General features: G+C 71.3%; 18 protein-coding genes. 16 read left to right on the forward strand and 2 right to left on the reverse strand.

The window, feature by feature from the left end:
* Positions 1-54: 54 nt before the first annotated feature.
* The 6 genes from G6038_RS02555 to G6038_RS02580 are packed head-to-tail and all read left to right on the forward strand — an operon-like array spanning position 55 to position 6,972.
* The gene (locus G6038_RS02555; RefSeq protein ID WP_165035768.1) at positions 55-1,251 is read left to right on the forward strand and encodes an acyl-CoA dehydrogenase family protein; all 1,197 of its coding nucleotides are present in this window, start codon (positions 55-57) and stop codon (positions 1,249-1,251) included.
* Complete coding sequence (locus tag G6038_RS02560) at positions 1,248-1,991, forward strand: hypothetical protein (RefSeq protein WP_165035769.1); 744 nt, start codon at positions 1,248-1,250, stop codon at positions 1,989-1,991. Before G6038_RS02555 ends, G6038_RS02560 begins: the two co-directional genes overlap by 4 nt.
* Positions 1,988-2,845 carry an alpha/beta hydrolase gene (locus G6038_RS02565; protein ID WP_165035770.1) on the forward strand — a complete coding sequence of 286 codons (858 nt, stop codon included), beginning with the start codon at positions 1,988-1,990 and terminating at the stop codon, positions 2,843-2,845. Before G6038_RS02560 ends, G6038_RS02565 begins: the two co-directional genes overlap by 4 nt.
* The gene (locus G6038_RS02570; protein WP_165035771.1) at positions 2,842-4,548 is read left to right on the forward strand and encodes an AMP-binding protein; all 1,707 of its coding nucleotides are present in this window, start codon (positions 2,842-2,844) and stop codon (positions 4,546-4,548) included. Before G6038_RS02565 ends, G6038_RS02570 begins: the two co-directional genes overlap by 4 nt.
* Positions 4,535-5,770, forward strand: coding sequence for an acetyl-CoA C-acetyltransferase (locus tag G6038_RS02575; protein WP_165035772.1), 1,236 nt, complete (start codon positions 4,535-4,537; stop codon positions 5,768-5,770). The genes G6038_RS02570 and G6038_RS02575 overlap by 14 nt, the downstream gene beginning before the upstream one ends.
* Positions 5,767-6,972 (forward strand): CoA transferase, encoded by a 1,206-nt coding sequence (locus G6038_RS02580; RefSeq protein WP_165035773.1) that lies wholly within the window; start codon positions 5,767-5,769, stop codon positions 6,970-6,972. The genes G6038_RS02575 and G6038_RS02580 overlap by 4 nt, the downstream gene beginning before the upstream one ends.
* Positions 6,973-6,994: 22 nt before the next feature.
* Here the strand turns inward: G6038_RS02580 and G6038_RS02585 are convergent, their stop codons facing one another.
* On the reverse strand, positions 6,995-7,573 hold the full coding sequence (locus G6038_RS02585) for a TetR/AcrR family transcriptional regulator (protein WP_165035774.1): 579 nt from the start codon (positions 7,571-7,573) through the stop codon (positions 6,995-6,997).
* 140 nt (positions 7,574-7,713) lie between these two features.
* On the opposite strand from G6038_RS02585, the gene G6038_RS02590 reads away from it, so the two are divergent.
* The 10 genes from G6038_RS02590 to G6038_RS02635 all read left to right on the forward strand — a co-directional run bounded on the left by G6038_RS02590 (position 7,714) and on the right by G6038_RS02635 (position 18,061).
* Positions 7,714-8,277 carry a MaoC family dehydratase N-terminal domain-containing protein gene (locus tag G6038_RS02590; protein WP_165035775.1) on the forward strand — a complete coding sequence of 188 codons (564 nt, stop codon included), beginning with the start codon at positions 7,714-7,716 and terminating at the stop codon, positions 8,275-8,277.
* Positions 8,277-8,687: a Zn-ribbon domain-containing OB-fold protein gene (locus G6038_RS02595; protein WP_043803139.1), complete on the forward strand. Its 411-nt coding sequence runs from the start codon at positions 8,277-8,279 to the stop codon at positions 8,685-8,687. The genes G6038_RS02590 and G6038_RS02595 overlap by 1 nt, the downstream gene beginning before the upstream one ends.
* Entirely contained in the window at positions 8,684-9,094 is a 411-nt protein-coding gene (locus tag G6038_RS02600) for a MaoC/PaaZ C-terminal domain-containing protein (protein ID WP_165035776.1), read from the forward strand. Before G6038_RS02595 ends, G6038_RS02600 begins: the two co-directional genes overlap by 4 nt.
* On the forward strand, positions 9,091-10,290 hold the full coding sequence (locus tag G6038_RS02605) for a lipid-transfer protein (protein WP_165035777.1): 1,200 nt from the start codon (positions 9,091-9,093) through the stop codon (positions 10,288-10,290). Before G6038_RS02600 ends, G6038_RS02605 begins: the two co-directional genes overlap by 4 nt.
* Positions 10,291-10,319: 29 nt before the next feature.
* Positions 10,320-11,525: a DegT/DnrJ/EryC1/StrS family aminotransferase gene (locus G6038_RS02610; RefSeq protein ID WP_165035778.1), complete on the forward strand. Its 1,206-nt coding sequence runs from the start codon at positions 10,320-10,322 to the stop codon at positions 11,523-11,525.
* A gap of 118 nt (positions 11,526-11,643) precedes the next feature.
* Positions 11,644-12,780, forward strand: coding sequence for a steroid 3-ketoacyl-CoA thiolase (locus G6038_RS02615; RefSeq protein WP_165035779.1), 1,137 nt, complete (start codon positions 11,644-11,646; stop codon positions 12,778-12,780).
* Between the two features lie 3 nt (positions 12,781-12,783).
* Positions 12,784-14,985 carry an acyl-CoA dehydrogenase gene (locus G6038_RS02620; protein WP_165035780.1) on the forward strand — a complete coding sequence of 734 codons (2,202 nt, stop codon included), beginning with the start codon at positions 12,784-12,786 and terminating at the stop codon, positions 14,983-14,985.
* Between the two features lie 32 nt (positions 14,986-15,017).
* Positions 15,018-16,226, forward strand: a complete 1,209-nt coding sequence (locus G6038_RS02625; protein WP_165035781.1) for an acyl-CoA dehydrogenase family protein — start codon at positions 15,018-15,020, stop codon at positions 16,224-16,226.
* Position 16,227: 1 nt separating this feature from the next.
* Positions 16,228-17,355: an acyl-CoA dehydrogenase family protein gene (locus G6038_RS02630; protein ID WP_165035782.1), complete on the forward strand. Its 1,128-nt coding sequence runs from the start codon at positions 16,228-16,230 to the stop codon at positions 17,353-17,355.
* Positions 17,356-17,455: 100 nt separating this feature from the next.
* Positions 17,456-18,061: a PaaI family thioesterase gene (locus G6038_RS02635; protein ID WP_165035783.1), complete on the forward strand. Its 606-nt coding sequence runs from the start codon at positions 17,456-17,458 to the stop codon at positions 18,059-18,061.
* A gap of 77 nt (positions 18,062-18,138) precedes the next feature.
* Here G6038_RS02635 and G6038_RS02640 read toward each other — a convergent pair whose 3' ends face one another.
* Positions 18,139-18,963 carry a helix-turn-helix domain-containing protein gene (locus G6038_RS02640; protein WP_165035855.1) on the reverse strand — a complete coding sequence of 275 codons (825 nt, stop codon included), beginning with the start codon at positions 18,961-18,963 and terminating at the stop codon, positions 18,139-18,141.
* Positions 18,964-19,029: the final 66 nt, after the last annotated feature.

Raw genomic sequence — 19,029 nt, forward strand, 5'->3', positions numbered from 1 at the left:
TACTGGGTGAACAAGCGTTAATAACCAGATTCTGGTTCACCGAGGGAGTCCCCCATGACCCACCGGCCGTCGCAGCCCCGTACCGGCACCCCGCGGTACCTCACCGAAGAGCGCCTCGCCATCCGCGACCTCGCCCGTGACTTCGCCATGACGAAGGTGCTGCCCGTCGCCAACGAACTCGACCCCGTCCAGGGCACCATCCCCGACTCGCTGAAGAAGGAGATGGCCGAGACCGGGTTCTTCGGCATCATGATCCCCGAGGAGCACGGCGGCCTCGGTCTCGGCGTGTTCGAGTACTGCCTGGTCGCCGAGGAACTGTCCCGGGCCTGGATGAGCGTGTCCGGTCTCCTCGCCCGCGGCAACGGCATGGGCGGTGGCTTCACGCCCGAGCAGGAGGCCGCCCTGCTGCCGAAGGTGGCGCGCGGCGAATACCTCGGCGCGTACGCCCTGTCCGAGGCGGAGGCCGGCTCCGACGTCGCCAACATCTCCTGCCGGGCCGTCCGCGACGGGGACGAATGGGTCGTCAACGGCACCAAGATGTGGTGCACCTACGCCGACGAGGCCGACTACCTGGTGCTGTTCGCCCGCACCGATCCGCACAAGGATCCGGCCAAGCCGCACCGGGGAATCAGCGCGTTCCTCGTCGAGAAGCAGCGCGGCGTCTTCCCGGAGGGGATCTCGGGCACCAAGGTCCGCAAGATCGGCTACTTCGGCTGGAGCACCTGGGAACTGTCGTTCGACAACTTCCGCATCCCCGCCGGCAAGATGCTCGGCGAGGAGGGCAAGGGCTTCTATCTCGCCGTCTCCGGGCTCGAGGTCGGCCGGGCCCACACCGCCGCCCGCGCGATCGGTCTCGCCCGCGCAGCCCTCGAGGACTCGATCGCCTACGTGCACACCCGGCGCCAGTTCGGCCGACCCATCGGCGACTTCCAGCACCTGCGGTTCAAGATCGCGAAGATGGCGGCCGACATCGAGGCGGCCCGCCAGCTCATGTACTCCGTCGCCACCGACATCGACACCGGACGCCGCTGCTCGCTCGAGGCGTCGATGTGCAAGCTCGTCGCCACCGAGATGGCCGAGCAGGTGACCAGCGAGGCGGTGCAGATCCACGGCGGCGCCGGCTACACCACCGACTTCCAGGTCGAACGGCACTGGCGCGACGCCCGCCTGACGAAGATCTTCGAAGGCACCAGCGAGATCCAGATGCGCATCATCTCCGACGAGCTGCTCGGAAGGCCGGAAACCGCATGAGCACCACCGTGACCACATCGCACACCGTCCGCGTCGGCGATCGCACCGCCGGCGCCGTCCGGATGACCGTCGATCTGCTTTCCGATTCCGGAATCGTCCTCCCCACAGGCACATTTGCTCTCGGCACCGTGGCCGCCGAGCTACTCACGCCGCGCGTGCCGGCCGCACATCGCACGGGGCTGCGCTGGACGGCGATCGCGCCGGTCACGGCGGTGGACCGGATCCGGTCGGAGGCCGTCGTCACCCGTGTCGAGGGCACCACCGCCGAGCGGTTCGTCCGCGTGCTCGACGCCGCCGGCGCCGTCCGCGAGGAGGGGACCGAGACCTGGCAGCTCGACTCGCCGGCCGCGACCGCCACCGAACTCGACTTCTGCACCCCCGCGTGGGGAGAGTTGTTGCGCGACAGCCTCGCCGACGATCCGGCCTTCGCCTCGTCGCTGGCCACCTGGGACGGCACCGTCGGCCTGCGCAGCGGCGACCGCGAGGTGCACCTGCGGATCTACCGTGGCCGCATCGTCGACGTCACCCGCCGCACCCCGCACGGGGCCACCTTCACCTTCGTCGCACCGGACCACCTGTGGGTCGATCTGGTCCTCGGTGCGCGCGACGACTTCATGCGCCGCGCGATCGGTGGCGAATTCTCCGCCACCGGGGACGGATACGAGTACCTCCGGCTCACCAAACCGCTGAACCTGATCATCGGCCACGCCCGTGCCGTCGCGAGAAAGGCCCGCTCATGATCGAGGCCCGCTACCTGGACATCGACGGAGCCCTCGGGTTCGTCGAGATCGTCACGCCCGACGGGACTCCCGCCGCCGACACGGTGCCCACCGTGCTGTGCCTCCACACCGCCGGCCAGAGCGGAGTGCAGTGGCGGCACGTCGCCCGCGACCTCGCCGTCCGCGGCTACCGCGTCCTCGTGCCCGACCTGCCCGGCCACGGCCGCTCCGAGCCGGCCCCGGCCGGACCGGTCACCAGCCTCACCACCTACGGCGACTGGCTCGGCGCCCTGCTCGACGCGCTCGACGTGCACCGGCCCTACGTGCTCGGCTGCTCCATCGGCGGCAAGCTGACCCTCGAGCTCGCCACCCGGCCCGAGCGGCCGCTCGCCGGCGCCGTCGCGATGGAGGCCGAGGCCGCCCCCGGCCGGGTCAACGTCGCCGGTCTGCGGCGCGAACTCGAGGACGTCGCCGGACCGTCGCGTGCCGAACGCACCTATCTGGGCACCCTCGCCTCCGTCGGGCATTCGGTACCCGCCGCGACGGCGCACCGGATCGCCCTCATGCACAAGCGGGAGGACCCGGAGATCTCGTCGTCCGACCTCATCGGCTGGGGCACCCACGACGTCCGCGACCGCCTGTCACAGTTGACCTGCCCCCTGCACCTCGTCGTCGGATCGGACGACCCGTGGCTCGAGCCGGCCGCCGTCGCGGACCTCGCCGACCGGATCAACGAGATCTCGCCCGGCCGCGCACGGTTCACCCGGCTCGACGGCATCGGCCACTACCCGATGGAGGAGGTCGACGACTTCGTCGCGCTCGCCGACGCCTGGCTCACCGAGCTACGTGCCGCCACCACGGAGGTGCTGTCGTGACCGCCACGACCACCGCGGGGCTCGCCGCCTTCCTCGACGACCTCGTCGCCGCCGATCCGGACGCCGTGGCCACCTACGACGTCGCCGACGGCCGGCTGCTGGCCTGCACTCGGGCCGAGCTGCGCCGCCGCGCGCAGGCGCTGCGGACCGAACTCGAGGCCGTCGGCGTCGAGCGCGGCCGGTGCGTCGCCGTCCTGCTTCCCAACTGGTCCGACGCGCTCGTGTGGCAGTTCGCGGCCGCCGCGCTCGGCGCCCACGTCATCGGGGTCAACACCCGCTACAACACCGGCGAGGTGGCCCACATTCTCACCGCCGCGCGGCCCGCGGTCGTGGCCGTCGCGGCCGGCTTCCACGGGCTCGACCTGTTCGGCACCCTGCGCGACGCGGCGGGCACCGCGACGGTGCCGCCGCCCGCCGTCGCCGTGGTAGGCGGCCCCGGCACCGACGCCGGCGATCCGACCGGGTTCGATCTCGGGGCGGGCTCCTGGTGGGCGGGCAGCGGCGACACCCGCGGGGTGCGCGCCCCGGACACCCCGGACACCGCCGTACCCACCCCGGCCGGGGTGGAGGACGATCCGGCGGATCCGCTGGCCGTCGCGTTCACCACCTCCGGCTCCACCGGCACCCCGAAGCTCGCGGCGCACCGGGACTCCGCGGTGGTGCGGCACGCCCGCGCGGACGCCGCGATCATGCGGGTCGCCCCCGGCGACGTCGCGCTGTGCGTGCTGCCGGTGTCCGGCGTGTTCGGCTACAGCACCGCGATGGCCGCCCTGGCAGGTGGCGCCACGCTGCTCATGGAGCCGGTCTTCGACGCGGCGGCGACGCTGCGCCGCATGGAGCACCTGCACGTCACGCACGTGGTCGGCGGCGACGACCTGTTCGGGCGCCTGTACGACACGTGGCACGACGAGGTGCGCGCCGACCTGTTCGCGCTGAAGTGGCTCGGTATCGCCGACTTCCTCGGCCGCTCCCACGAGATCGCCCGCTGGGCCCGTGACGAGTTCGCCGCCCACACCTCGGGGGTGTTCGGCTCGTCCGAGGTGTTCGCGCTGACTCTGCTCTGGTCGGACGACGACCCGGAGTCGGTGCGGTGGAACGGCGGCGGCCGGCCGGTCGATCCGGCGATCCGGGTGCGTATCGCCGACCCGCTCGACGACCGGGTGCTGCCGGACGGCGAGCAGGGCGAGCTGCAACTGCGCGGCCCCAACGTCGTCGACGCGTATCTCGGCAACCCGGACGCCGCCGCGCGCGCGTTCACCGCCGACGGCTGGTTCCGCAGCGGCGATCTCGCCGTCGCGACCGGCGACGGCGGCTACACCTACGTGTGCCGGATGGGAGACGTGCTGCGGCTGCGGGGGTTTCTCGTGGACCCGGCCGAGATCGAGCACCGGTTGGCCGAGCACCCCGGGGTGCGGACGGCCAAGGTAGTCGGCATCACCGGCGACGGCGGCTACACCCGGGCCGTGGGCTTCGTCGTCCCCGCCGACGACGCCGACGACCCGGCCGACTTCGATGCGGCATCGCTGAAGGAATGGTGTGCCGACACACTCGCCGCGTTCAAGGTGCCCACCGCGATTCACGTCATCGAGGCGATGCCCACCACGGTGGGCGGCAACGGCACCAAGATCCGTGCCGTGGAGCTGCGCGAGTGGGCGCAGGACTGGACCGACCGGGAAAGGGATTTCCGCCGTGACCACAACTGACGCGACCGCCAACGACGTGGTGATCTGCGAACCCCTGCGCACGCCCGTCGGGCGGTACGGCGGGGTGTTCGTCGACGTGCCCGCCACCGACCTCGCCGCTGGGGTGATCTCGGAACTGCTGGCGCGCACGGGCATCGACCCGGAGTCGGTGGACGACGTGATCTTCGGCCAGTGCTATCCCAACGGGGAGGCCCCCGCGATCGGCCGCGTCGCCGCGCTCGACGCGGGCCTACCGGTGACCGTGCCGGGCCTGCAGCTCGACCGGCGGTGCGGCTCCGGTCTGCAGGCCGTGCTCGACGCCGCGATGCGCGTGCAGACGGGCGTGGCCGACGTCGTGATCGCCGGCGGCGTGGAATCCATGAGCCGTGCCGAGTACTACACCGAATCGATGCGGTGGGGCGCCAAGGGCGCGCCGGCCGCGCTGCACGACCGGCTCGCCCGTGGCCGTGTCACCGCCGGCGGGCGCAACCATCCCGTGCCCGGCGGCATGCTCGAGACCGCGGAGAACCTGCGCCGTAAGTACGGGATCGGCCGGCGCGAACAGGACGAGCTGGCGGTCGAGTCGCACCGGCGCGCGGTGGCGGCGATCGATTCCGGGGTGTTCGCGGAGGAGATCGTGCCGGTGTCCGTGCCCCAGCGCAAGGGCGACGACCGCATCGTGGACCGGGACGAGCATCCGCGGGCCGACGCCTCCGTCGACACCCTCGCGAAGCTCCGGCCGATCATGGCGGCGCAGGACCCGGAGGCGACGGTGACCGCCGGTAACGCCAGCGGTCAGAACGACGGTGCCGCAGCGTGTCTCGTCACGACCCGCGCCCACGCGGAGCGGCTCGGTCTGCGGCCGCTGGGCCGGCTGGTGACGTGGGCGGTGGCCGGTGTCGCGCCGGCGGAGATGGGCATCGGCCCGGTGCCGTCCACCGAGAAGGCCCTGAAGCGCGCCGGCCTGACGCTCGCCGACATCGACCTCGTCGAACTCAACGAGGCGTTCGCGGCGCAAGCGCTCGCGGTGACCCGTGAATGGAACTTCGGGACAAGTGATTTCGAGCGGACGAATGTCAACGGTTCGGGAATTTCGCTCGGTCACCCGGTGGGGGCGACCGGCGTGCGCATCCTCGCCACGCTGCTGCGCGAACTCGACCGCCGCGGAGCGCGGTACGGCCTCGAGACGATGTGCATCGGCGGTGGGCAGGGCCTGACGGCGATCTTCGAGAGGGTGGCATGACGATCCGGCCGCTCGACGGTGTCCGCGTCGTCGACCTGTCCAGTTTCGTCGCCGGCCCGACCGCCGGGCGCATCCTCGCCGAACTCGGCGCGGACGTGATCCGCGTGGACCCGATCGGCGGCGCGGTCGACGGTGGTCGCTGGCCCCTCGCGGAGTCGGGGGCGAGCCTGTACTGGACGGGCCTGAACCAGGCGAAGCGGTCCGTCGCGGTGGATCTGCGCAGCGAGGACGGCCGTGCCGTCGTCACCGACCTGATCGCCGAGGCGGGCATCGTGCTCGAGAACGCGGCCCGGGCGCCCTGGCTCGCGCACGACGTGCTCGCCGCACGCCGGCCCGACCTGATCCATCTGCACATCGCCGGCAATGCCGACGGCTCGCCCGCCGTGGACTACACCGTCAACGCCGCCGTCGGCCTGCCCCTGATGACCGGACCCGTCGACGGGACGGTCCCGGTGAACCACGTGCTGCCGGCCTGGGATCTGATCACCGGGGTGCAGGCAGCCCTGGGCATCGTCGCCGCGCTGCGCCGGCGGGATCGCACGGGTGAGGGCGCCTACCTCGAACTCGCCCTCGAGGACGTCGCCGTGTCCGCGGTCGCGAGCATGGGCTGGCTGGCCGAGGCCGAGGAACGCGGGGCCGGCCGGGAGCGGCAGGGCAACGCGCTGTACGGCAGCTACGGATCGGATTTCGCCACCGCCGACGGCCGTGCCGTCATGGTTGTCGGCCTCACCGCCGCCCAGTGGCGGGGACTCGTCGAGGTCACCGGCACCGCCGAGGTGTTCGCGGCACTCGAACGGCATCGCGGACTGCGATTCGCCGACGAGGGCGACCGCTACGCGGCGCGGGACGAGATCACCGCGATCCTGCGTCCGTGGTTCGCGGCGCGCACGCTCGCCGAGATCGAGAAGGAACTGTCCGGCAGCCGGGTGCTGTGGGCGCCGTACCGGACCATGGACGAGGTGGCCGCCCGCGAGTACGCGGTGATCGAACGTGTCGAGCAGCCCGGCGTCGGTGCGGTGCCGACGGCGCGCTCCCCGCTGCGCTGGGACGGGAAGTACACCGGGGCGCGCCCGGCGCCACAGCACGGGCAGCACACCCGCGAGGTTCTGGCGGAACTCGGGCTGGGACCCGGCAGCATCGACGCGCTCCTGGATGCCCAGGCGGGGACGCCGGCGCCGTCGGCCCGGCCCGACGGGGCGTAGCACCACGCCCGCGAACACGGCGTCATTTCTCCTCCGCGAAGCCCCCGAAGAACAGCGCGACGAGCAGGTCGGTGAACTCGTCCGTCGTGTAGTCGTCGCGTCCCGGCCAGTGCATGCTCGCCCACAGTGTGTCCCGCACGGTGCGGTAGAAGATCTCGGCGGGAATGTCGGAGCGGAAGCTGCCGTCGGCGACACCGGCGGCGAGGGCGGTGAGCCAGTAGTCACGCACCGTGCGTGACGGCGCGTCGACGACGTCGAGCAGGCCGTTGTCGCGCAGGTATTGCCGGTTCTGCTGGTAGATCGCCGTCGGATGGGGATGTTCCTCGATCACGGCGAGCGTTTGCCGAATCAGGCCGCGCACCGTCTCGCGGGCGCTCGTCGATGTCTCCACCACGCGCCGGAAGCGCTGGTCGATGTCGGCCATGAAGCCGCTGAGGATCTCGGCGACGATCGCATTCTTCGATCTGAAGAAGTGGTACAGGCTTCCGGAGAACACTCCGGCGCGTTCGCCGATGTCGCGGACCGTCGTGGGGGCGATCCCCTTGGTTGCGAAGAGTTCGGCCGCGAGCCGCATGATCTCGTCGCGTCGGTCCGACGTCATGGTCACTTTCCCTTCCGTTTCGCCGGTTCGGCTCGAGTTTTCTGCCGTCCGTTCCAGCTGAGTGGGAATGGGCCGTCCCGGCGGGGCATCCGCGCCTACCGTACTGCACCAAGCGCTTGCTCAAGAAAGGTGGTGCGGACGTGCCGACGCTGGAACAGGAGTTGGAACGGGAGTTCGAGCAGTACGTCGGGCAGGTGGCCGAGCCCGCCCGGGTGGCCCGGTACGCCGTCGACGAGGCGATGATCCGGAACTGGGTGGAGGCGCACGACGACGACAACCCCGTCTACGTCGACCGGGACGCCGCCCGTGCCACCGGACGACCGGACGTGGTGTGCCCGCCCGCGATGATCTCGACGTGGGTGATGGCCGGCTACCGCCGCTGGCGCGAGGTGCAACGGCTGCGCGCCGAAGGACGGACCGAGGACTTCGCCTACTCCGCGCTGCTCGCGCTGCTCGACCGGCACGGCTTCACCTCCGTGGTCGCCACCAACGTCGAGCAGGACTACCACCGCGAACTCGTCCCGGGTGACCACGTCACCGCACACTTCACCATCGAGTCGATCTCCCCGGTCAAGCGCACCGGCCTGGGCCGCGGCTGCTTCGTCACCCTGCACAAGCGCTACGAGAACCAGCACGGCGAACTGCTCGTCGAGGAGCGATTCCGGTTGCTCCGCTTCAACCCGAACACCACCGAGGAGGCGTGATGACGGCCGTTCCCAGGTTGACCGTCACCCAGGACAACGAGTTCTGGTTCGCAGCCGCCCGCGAGGGCCGGCTCGAGATCCAGCGCTGCAGCGACTGCGGCGCACTCCGGCATCCGCCGGGACCGGCGTGCCCGAAGTGCCGCTCCTTCAAGTGGGACACCGTCGAGTCGTCGCGCCGCGGCACCCTGCACAGCTGGACCGTGATCCATCACCCGAAGGACCCGTCCTTCGACTATCCCCTCGCGGTCGGGCTGATCGACCTCGAGGAGGGCATCCGGATCGTCGCCGACATCGCCGGGGTCGAGCACGACCGGCTGCAGATCGGGATGGAGCTCGAGGTCGGCTTCGCCGAGCACGCACACGGTGAAATCCTTCCGCAGCTGCGCCTTCCGGGCGGGGGTGCCGCATGAGTCTGCCACCGGTCGTGGTCGGCACCGAGCTGCCGGCACTGGATCTGCCGCTCGATCGCAGCACCATCGTCGCCACCGCCATCGCCTCCCAGGACTTCGAGGACGTGCACCACGATCCGGGTGCGGCCGAAAAACGCGGTACGCCGGATATTTTCATGAGCATCAACTCGACGAACGGGTTCGTGGACCGTTACATCACCGACTGGGCCGGCCCGGCCGTCCGCATCCGCCGCGTCGCGCTGCGCCTGGGAGTCCCCAACTTTCCCGGCGACACCATGCGCCTGACCGGGACGGTGACCCGCGTCGACGCCGGCGCCGTCACCGTCGAGGTGCTCGGCCGTAACGCCCGAGGAACGCACGTGACCGCCGAGGTCACCGTCGCACCGTACGAAGGACAGACACGATGAGCGGCAGGATAATTCCCAGCGGGGGCTTCGCCCGCAAGGCGGCGGTCGCCGGCATCGGCGCCACCGAATTCTCCAAGAAATCCGGGCGCAGCGAATGGCAGCTGGCCTGCGAGAGTGTGCTCGCCGCGCTCGAGGACGCACAGATCGGCGTCGAGGAGGTGGACGGCTTCGCGCTGTTCACGATGGAGACCAACCCCGAGATCGCGGTCGCCCGCGCACTCGGCATCCCCGAACTGAAGTTCTTCAGCCGCATCCCGCACGGTGGCGGCGGCGCGTGCGCACCCGTGCAGCAGGCGGCACTCGCCGTGGCCAGCGGGGTCGCCGACGTCGTGGTCGTCTACCGGGCCTTCAACGAACGCTCCGGCACCCGGTTCGGCGCCGGGCCGCCGCCGTTCGCCTACACGGCCAACACCGATCAGGAATACCGCAACTGGATCAACCCCTACGGGCTGCTCACCCCCGCCCAGCAGGAGGCGTTCCTCGCCCGGCGCTACATGCACAAGTACGGGGCGACCAGCGCCGACTTCGGCCGCGTCTCGGTGCTGTCGCGCAAGCACGCCGCCGTCAACCCCAGGGCCTGGTTCTACGAGCGGCCCATCACCCTCGACGACCACCAGAACTCCCGGATGATCGCCGACCCGCTGCGGCTGCTCGACTGCTGCCAGGAGAGCGACGGCGGCCAGGCCCTGGTGATCGTCAGCACCGAGCGGGCCCGCGACCTGCCGCACCCGCCGGCCGTCGTCTCCGCCGCCGCACAAGGCGTCGGGCCCCAGCAGATCTCCATGAGCAGCTACTACCGCGAGGACATCGACGAGATGCCCGAGGTCGAGCTGGTGGCACGGCAGCTGTGGGATCAGGCCGGCATCGATCCGGACGACATCGACGCCGCGATCCTCTACGACGCGTTCACCCCGATGGTGCTGCTGCAACTCGAGGAGTACGGGTTCTGCGCCCGCGGCGAGGCCAAGGACTTCATCGCGGACGGCAACCTCGAACTCGACGGCCGCCTGCCCGTCAACACCCACGGCGGACAACTCGGCGAGGGATACATCCACGGCGTCAACGGAATCGCCGAGGGCGTGCGCCTGATCCGCGGCACGTCGGTGAACCAGCCCGGCAAGGACGTGTCGAACGTTCTGGTCACGGGCGGCTCCCCGGTGCCGCACAGCGCACTCGTGCTCTCCGCCGACAACTGACCGACCACCCATCCAGAGAAAGTCCGAACATGACCGAACGCCTCACCTATGCCCGCGCCACCCACGGCGAGGACGAAATCCGAGCGGTGGTCGACGTCCTGCGCAGCGGCCATCAGGGGCTGCGCATCGGCAAGAACGTCTTCGAGCTCGAACGCCGCATTCCCGAGCTGTCCGGGAAGCAGTACGGCGTGATGTGCAACTCCGGATCCTCCGGCCTGTACCTCGCGGTCGAGCTGCTCGACCTGCCGAAGGGCAGCGAGGTCATCACCTCGCCGTTGACCTTCTCCACCGACGTCGCGCCCCTCGTACGCGCCGGCCTGGTACCGGTCTTCGTCGACGTCGAACCGGACACGTTCAACGTCGACGTCACCAAGATCGAGGCGATGGTCACCGACCGCACCAGCGCCGTGCTCGTCCCGAACCTCGCCGGCAACTGCCCCGACTGGGACGCGATCCGGGCCGTCGCCGACCGGCACGGCCTGAAGGTGATCGAGGACACCTGCGACACCCTCGGTGCCCGGCTGCACGGCACGCCCACCGGCGCGCGTGCCGACCTGAGCGTCACCAGCTTCTCCATGGCCCACATCATCACGTGTGCCGGCACCGGCGGCATGGTCATGATGGACGACGAGCAGGCCCGCGATCGTGCACTCCTGCTGCGCCGCTGGGGGCGTCGCTCCGAGCCGAACCTGTTCGGCAACGGGGGTGGACGCGTCTTCCGGGAGGATCTGGACGGGGTCGACTACGACAACGACTTCATCTTCGATCTGCTGCCGTGGAACTTCGAACCGTCCGAACTCGGCGCCGCCTACGGCGTCGTGCAGCTGGACAAGCTCGCGCAGAACTACGAGCGGCGCCGCAAGACCTTCGCGGAGTTCACCGCCGCATACGGCGCCTACCCCGAGTTCTTCCGCACGCCGGTCGAAACCGACGGCCTCGACACCGCCTGGCTGTGCTATCCCGTCACGGTCTCCGCCGACGCCCCGTTCTCCCGCAGTGACCTGCAGGAGTTCGTCGAAGCGCAGGGCATCGACACCCGAACCGTGTGGAGCGGCAACATCACCCGCCATCCCATGATGGCGGGCGTCGAGCACCGCGTGCCCGACGAGGGGCTGCCCGAGGCCGATGCGGTGTTCGAACGCGGCATGACGCTGGGCATGAGTCACGGGCTCTCCGACGAGGAGGTCACCCGCGTGACCGGCGCGATCCACGCCTTCGCCGCGAAGTGGCGGTGACCGTCGTGCCGTCCCGTTTCACCGGCCGGATCACCGCCGGCCCCGGCCTCGTCGACGAATCAGGGCTCGAGGTCCGCGGGCTCGACAACCGACAGTGGACCCGACCGGAGGTACCCGCATGAAACCCGTGATCGTCGACGCCGCACGCACCCCCTTCGGCAAGCGCGACGGCTGGATCTCCGGCCTGCACGCCGCCGAGCTGCTCGGACTCGCGCAACGCGGCGTGCTCGACCGGCTCGGCGTCGATGCCGCCCTCGTCGAGCAGGCCGTCGGCGGGTGTGTCACCCCGATCGGGGAGCAGTTCGGCAACATCACCCGCACCGCGTGGATGCACGCGGGCCTGCCCTCCCACACCGGGACCACCACCATCGACGCCCAGTGCGGCACCGCGCTGCAGGCGGTGCATCTCGTCGCCGGGCAGATCGCGCTCGGCACCTTCGAGGTCGGCCTGGCGTGCGGCGTCGAGCTGATGTCGCGGGTCCCGCTCACCTACAAGGTCGGCACGGGCGCCGGCACCCCGCGACCGGCGTCGTGGTCGGTGGACACCCCCGACCAGTACACCGCGGCCGACCGCATCGCCCGGCACCGCGGCTTCGCCCGCGAGGACCTCGACGCGTTCGGCCTGCGGTCGCAGCAGCGGGCGCGCGACGCCTGGGATGCCGGGTGGTTCGACCGGCAGATCATCCCCATCGCCGTCCCCGGCGACGACGGCAGCACCACCGTCACCCGGGACCAGGGACTGCGCGAGACCAGCACGGAGGCGCTCGCGCGGTTGCGTCCCACGATCGAGGGCGGCCTGCACACCGCCGGCACCTCGTCGCAGGTGTCCGACGGCGCGAGCGCCGCGGTCCTGATGTCCGAGGACAGGGCACGAGAACTCGGTGCGGCGCCGCGGGCCCGGCTGCTCGCGCAGTGCGTCATCGGCGGCGACACCGAGTTCATGCTCGACGGCCCGGTGGCCGCGGCGCAGATGCTGTTCGACCGCACCGGGATGACGGTCGCCGACGTGGACCTGTTCGAGGTCAACGAAGCCTTCGCGGCCGTGCCGATGTCGTTCGCCGAGGTGCTCGAGATCGACCCGGACGTGCTCAACGTCGGCGGCGGTGCCATCGCCCTCGGCCACCCGGCCGGCGCGACGGGAATCCGGTTGCTGGCCACCGCGATCGACGAGCTCGAACGCCGGAACCGGCAGGTCGCGATGATCGCCATCTGCGCGTCCGCCGCCACGACGTGCATGATTCTGGAACGGATGTAGGCCATGACGATCGCACTCGACGCCGACCACCGCGACCTCGCCGACTCCGTCGCGGGCCTCGCCCGTCGCCACGCCCCGATCGAACGCACCCGGGCCGCATTCGCCGACCTCGCGGCGGGCAAGCGACCGGAGATCTGGGATGCGTGCGTCGCGCAGGGCCTGCACGCCCTGCACCTACCCGAGGAGCACGGCGGCGGTGGGGCGGGACTGCCGGAACTCGCGGTCGTGGCGGAGCAGTTCGGCCGCGCCCTCGTTCCCGGCCCGTGGGTGCCGACCGTACTGGCCGGGGCGTTGGTCGCCACCCTCCCGCCCGAGGGCCTCGTCGCGGACCTGCTGCGGCGGTTCGCCGAGGGCGCGACCGGCGCCGCCGTCACCACCCCCGGCCTCGTCGCGACCGCGTCGGGGCAGGGATGGACGGTCACCGGTGTCTCCGAGCCGGTGCTCGGGTTGCCGGGCGCCGACGAGGTGATCGTGCGCGCCACCGCCGACGGCGCGCCCGTGTGGTTCCGGCTCCCACCGGCGGCCGGGGAGGTCGAGGTCGCCGACGGCGTGGACCTCACCCGGTCGGTGGGACGACTGCGGCTGTCCGGTGCGGTGGTCATGCCCGAGGACCTGCTCCCGGCGATCGCCGACGAGGACGTGCACCTGATCGTCAATACCGTGCTCGGCGCCGAGGCCGCCGGGATCGCGGCGTGGGCGCTGGACACCGCCGTCGACCACGTCCGCAACCGTCACCAGTTCGGCCGCCCCGTGGGCAGCTTCCAGGCCGTGCAGCACAAGGCCGCGATGATGCTGGTGCGCAGCGAGATCGCCCGCGCGGCGGCGTGGGACGCCGCCCGCTCGGTGCGCCAGGATCGGAAGCAGCAGCGTCTCGCGGCGGCGCAGGCGGGGCTGACGGCTGTGCCGGCGGCCGTCGACGTGGCGCTCGAATGCGTCACGTTGCTCGGCGGTATCGGCTTCACCTGGGAACACGACGCGCACCTGTACTCGCGACGGGCACTGTCGATCGCCTCCGTCGCCGGCCCGGAGGACGTCTGGGCACGCCGGCTCGGTGAGCTCGCGCTGTCGGGCGAGCGCGACTTCTCCTTCGTCGAAGCCGATGCGCTACCGGAGCTGCGTGCGCAGGTCGGCGCCGTCCTCGACGAGGTACGGGCACTGCCGGACGACGCGGTGCGCAGCGACGGCTGGGCGCCGGCACGCGGCGGGGCACGTCGCGCCCGGCTCGCCGAGGCCCGACTCGTCGCCCCGCACTATCCCCGGCCCTACGGCCTCGCTGCCGGACCGCACGAACAGGCCGTGATCGCGGACGAATTCGCGCGCCGCGGCCTCGAACTACCGACCACCGTCATCGGCGAGTGGGCCCTGCCCACCCTGCTGCGGCACGGCACCGAGGACCAGCAGCGGCGTTTCGTCACCCCCACCCTGCGCGGCGAGATCGTCTGGTGCCAGTTGTTCAGCGAGCCGGGCGCCGGCTCGGACCTCGCCGGGTTGTCCACCCGCGCCCGCAAGGTGGACGGCGGTTGGGTCCTCACCGGACAGAAGGTGTGGAATTCGATGGCCCACGAGGCGGATTGGGGAATCTGCCTGGCTCGCACCGATCCCGAGGCGCCCAAGCACGAGGGCATCTCGTACTTCCTCGTCGACATGCGCAGCGAGGGGCTCGACGTGCGGCCACTGCGACAGGCGACCGGACGGGCGGAGTTCAACGAGGTGTTCTTCGACGACGTCTTCGTCCCCGACGACTGCCTGGTCTCGGAACCGGGGCAGGGCTGGCGCCTCGCGGTGACCACCCTCGCCAACGAACGGCTCAGCATGGGCGCACAGCTCGCGCACGGTGCGGCCGCGCGGGTGCGCGACGTCGTCGAGTCGGGGCGCTACGCCGCCGCCCGCGACGACGCATTGCGCGTCCTCGGCCGCAACACCGGCCGGGAGATGGCCCTGTCGGCGATGAACCTGCGCAGCGTGCTGCGCCGGTTGTCCGGTCTCGACGCCGGGGCGGAGATCAGCGTGCAGAAGGTCTTCAGCGCCATCGCCCAACGCGACGGCTCGCGCGGGCTGGTCTCGCTGCTCGGTCCGCTCGGCGCCGTCGACGAGGGCGGGCACATGATCGACCACATCGGCCTGCCCGCGGTGCTCTTCGGCGGCGGCACCATCGAGATCCAGCTCAACGTGATCGCCCGTCGCGTGCTGGGTCTGCCGCGCTGACACCGAATCCATCACACGAACCTGGAGGGGCCATGCACCCGGAACTGTCCGACAATTCACGTCGGCTCCGCACCGAGCTGCGGAACTACTTCGCCGAGATCATCGACGACGACGATCGACGCGCCCTCGTCGACCAGACCGAGGGCGGTCCCGTGTTCGACCGCATCCTGCGGCGGATGGGCCGCGACGGGTGGCTCGGTCTCGGCTGGCCCACCGAATACGGCGGCCGGGGTGAGGATCCCGAGGCCCTGTACGTGTTCTACGACGAGGTGATCCGCGCCGGTGCACCGCTGTCGCTGGTCACCCTCAACACCGTCGCGCCGGCGCTGATGAAACACGGGACCCAGGCGCAGAAGGACTTCTTCCTGCCGCCGATCCTGGCCGGTGAACTGATCTTCGCCATCGGCTACACCGAACCGAACGCGGGCACCGACCTCGCCTCGCTGCAGACCCGCGCCCGCATCGAGGGCGACGAACTGGTCATCAACGGCAACAAGATCTTCACCAGCGCCGGCGTCTACGCGGACTGGGTCTGGCTGGCCGTCCGCACCGATCCGGACGCGCCGCGGCACCAGGGCATCTCGGTGGTGCTGGTACCGACGTCGGCGCCCGGGTTCTCGGTGACCGAGATCCACACCGTCGGTGGCATCAGCACCTCCGCCACCTACTACGACGACGTCCGCGTGCCGCTGACCAACGTCGTGGGCGAGCTGAACCAGGGCTGGGGCCTGATCACCAACCAGCTCAACCACGAGCGGGTCGCGCTCGCGGCCCGCGGCGGCATCGCGAACGAGCTGTACGACGCCGTGCTCGCCTGGGCGCAGTCCGAGCCCCTGGGCGTCGGGACCGTCTACGACTTGCCCTGGGTGCGCACCAATCTGGCGGAGACGTACGCACTGCTCAGTGCCGCCGACCTCGTCAACCTCCGGCTCGTCGCGGACGTCGCCGCGAACACCCTCGGCGGCGGTGACTCCGCGGCCGCCAAGATCTTCGGCACCGAGGCGGTCGTCACCGCCTACGGCAAGATGCAGGAGATCCTCGGTGTCCGTGGCCTGCTGCGGCCCGGTAGCCCCGGAGCCGTCGTCGAGGGACGCGTCGAAACCCTGGCGCGCAGAGCCCAGAACAACACGTTCGGCGGCGGCACCAACGAGGTGATGCGCGAGATCGTCGCTGCCAAGTGCCTCGGCATGACGCTCGCCGCCCGTCGCCGCACCGACGCCCCCACCAGCACGAGGAGCTGACATGGATTTCGAACTCGACGAGGACCTGACGAGTGTGCAGGATCTGGCGTCCCAGCTCTTCCGGCAGCTCGCGCCGGTGGAGCGGGTCGTCGAGGTGGAGCAGAACGAGGGCGGTTTCGACGCGACGCTGTGGGGTGCCCTCGCCGACGCGGGCCTGCTCGGCATCGCGGTGCCGGAGGAGTCCGGGGGTGCCGGGATGGGTCTGCTCGGCCTGAGCACCGTGCTCGAGCAGCAGGGTCGGCACGTGGCGCCGGTACCGCTGTGGTCGGTGACGGCGGCCGCCTCGGCGATCGCCCGGTTCGGCACGGCCGAGCAGGTCGAACGCCTGGTCCCCGGCATCGTGGACGGATCCCGGCCGGTCGTCGCGGCATTCGACGCCCCCTACGGTGAACTCACGTCGCTGTCGGCGGTGAGCAAGGGCGACGACCTGGTCGTCAGCGGAACCGTCGCCGGTGTGCCCGCCGCAGCCGTGGCCGCCGCGACGACCGTTCCGGTCCGGTGCGACGACGGTTCGCTCGCCGTCGTGGTGATACCGACCGGGGCGGACGGCGTCACGGTGGAACCGGTCGCCGCGACCGACCGGGGCAGCTTCGCCAACGTCCGGTTCGACGACGTCGTCGTGCCTGCAGTCGATCGTCTGCCGGGCGACGGCGCGGAGACGGTCGCCTGGGTGCGCCGCCGGATCCAGCTCGCGCTCGCCGCGGTGCAGCTGGGCGTGTGTGAGCAGGCGCTGCAGACGACGGCCGAATACACCTCGCAGCGAATTCAATTCGGCCGGCCACTGTCGACCAACCAGGCGGTGGCGGTGCGCGCCGCCGATGCCTACCTCGACACCGAGGCGATCCGGCTCACCACCCGGCGGGCGGCGTGGCTGCTCGACGCCGGACGGGAGCAGGAGGCCGAGTCCGCGGTTCTCGTCGCCAAATGGTGGGCGTCGCGGGGCGGTCTGCGGGTGGTGCACGCGACGCAGCACCTGCACGGTGGTATCGGTGCCGACGTGGACTACCCGATCCACCGCTACTTCCTGTGGGGGCGGCAGTTGTGCTTCACCCTCGGCGGTGCGGACGCGACCGCGGCCGCGCTGGGAGACGTCCTCGGGTCCGCGCCCAGGATCGGGGCACCCGTATGACGAACGACGGGCAGTCGGCGCTCGTCACCGGCACGCGCTGGAGCGCCGCGGAAGGTTCTGCTGTCGTCACGGTCTCGCGCACGCTACCGGGCGGTGACGAATGACCGGGACCACCGACGTGCCCACGGACCTGCGGGAGGCGACCGCGGAACTCGTCGCCGCGACCCGCGCGCTGATGCTGGCCGCGGCGACGACGACGGCGGACGCCGACACCGTCCGCGCCGCCCGCGCAACGATCGCCGAACTGGCCGAGACCCTCGGCAGCCGGCCGCGTCCGCGGGTGCTGCGTCCCCCGTTCGGCGGACCGTCGCGGTCCAGGGACACGGGCGGGCGCGAGCCGTGGGCGCTGTTCACCCACAACCCGATGGGCATTCCGCTCGAGATCTACTTCGGCGCGGACGAGGCGCGGGCCCGGCTGGTCGCGAACGCCCTGCACGAGGGCCCGCCCGACAGCGTGCACGGCGGGTTCAGCGCCCACCTGCTGGACTGCATGCTCGGCACCCTCATGCAGGCGCGGGGCAGCCGTTCGCTGACGGCGTCGCTCGACCTGCGCTACCTGCGGCGTACGCCGCTCGACGAGCCGCTGGATCTGTATTCGCGGATCGTCGAGACCGAGGGCCGGAAGACCGTCGCCGAGGGCTGGATCGAATGCCGCGGTGAGCGCACGGTCGAGGCGCGGGGAGTGTTCGTTCGCGTGGAGGAATGACCGGTTCCGTCGACGGAACATTTGCAGGGAAAGCGAATTCACGGCGCGCCGGACGGCCTCCGGCGCGCCGTCGCGTTCTAGTTCACGACACCCAAGCGCGTTCGGTGCGACAGGCGGGTCCGCGCGGTGGAACCGGACCGGCCGGGGGTGAGCACCCGTGAGGTGCGGCGCGCGGCGGCCCAGACCATCGGTGCGATGTGGGCGAGTTCGACCGTTCCGCGGCACGCCACCGAGATCGCACCCACGACGCCGTCGGGGCCGACGACCGGTGCGGCGACGGCGCTGATGGACATCGGGCACGAGTGGCCGGGCACGAACGCGAGACCCTGCCGCTGGCGCACGCGGTTCAGGCGGTCGTGCAGGGCCGACAGGTCGGCCCGGGACCGTACGTGCGGTCCGGCCGTCATGAGGGCGTCGACCCGCTCCGGCTCGAGGCCGGCGAGCAGCGCCCGTCCGCTGACGGTGCTCTCGGCCGGCAGACGGGTTGCCACCTGAGAAGGGATGCCCGCGCTGGCCGCGCCCCCGATCCGGTCGAGGAAGTACACGGACGAGCCTTCGAGCACGGTCAGGTGCGCGACTCCGCCCGTGCCGATCTGCAGGTCGTTGAGCATCCCCGCGGCCGCGGCGCGCAGCTGCGAGTAGTCCCGGGGCCGGGCCATCGTCTGCATCCGCAGACCGGGGCCGTATCCGCGGGAGTCGTGTTCGACCCAGTGGAGGTCGACGAGTTGGGTGAGGAGGCGGAAGACGGTCGAGCGGGGCAGCCCGGTGGCGGCCGTGATCTCCTCGAGGAACATCCGGTCGGGACCGGACGCGAAGACGTCGAGGATCTGGGTGAACCGCTCTGCGACACTGGGGCGCTGCTCGCGCGGCATGTCCGGCAACGGAATCGGGTCACTATGCATCACAGTCAATGTCTGGCCTCCTTCAACTCACATTACCTAGCACTTGCTTGGTGCGCTACGCGGAAC

Origin of the sequence: Rhodococcus sp. 14C212, from assembly GCF_011058195.1 — a bacterium.
In the GTDB taxonomy this organism is placed as follows: domain Bacteria; phylum Actinomycetota; class Actinomycetes; order Mycobacteriales; family Mycobacteriaceae; genus Rhodococcus; species Rhodococcus aetherivorans.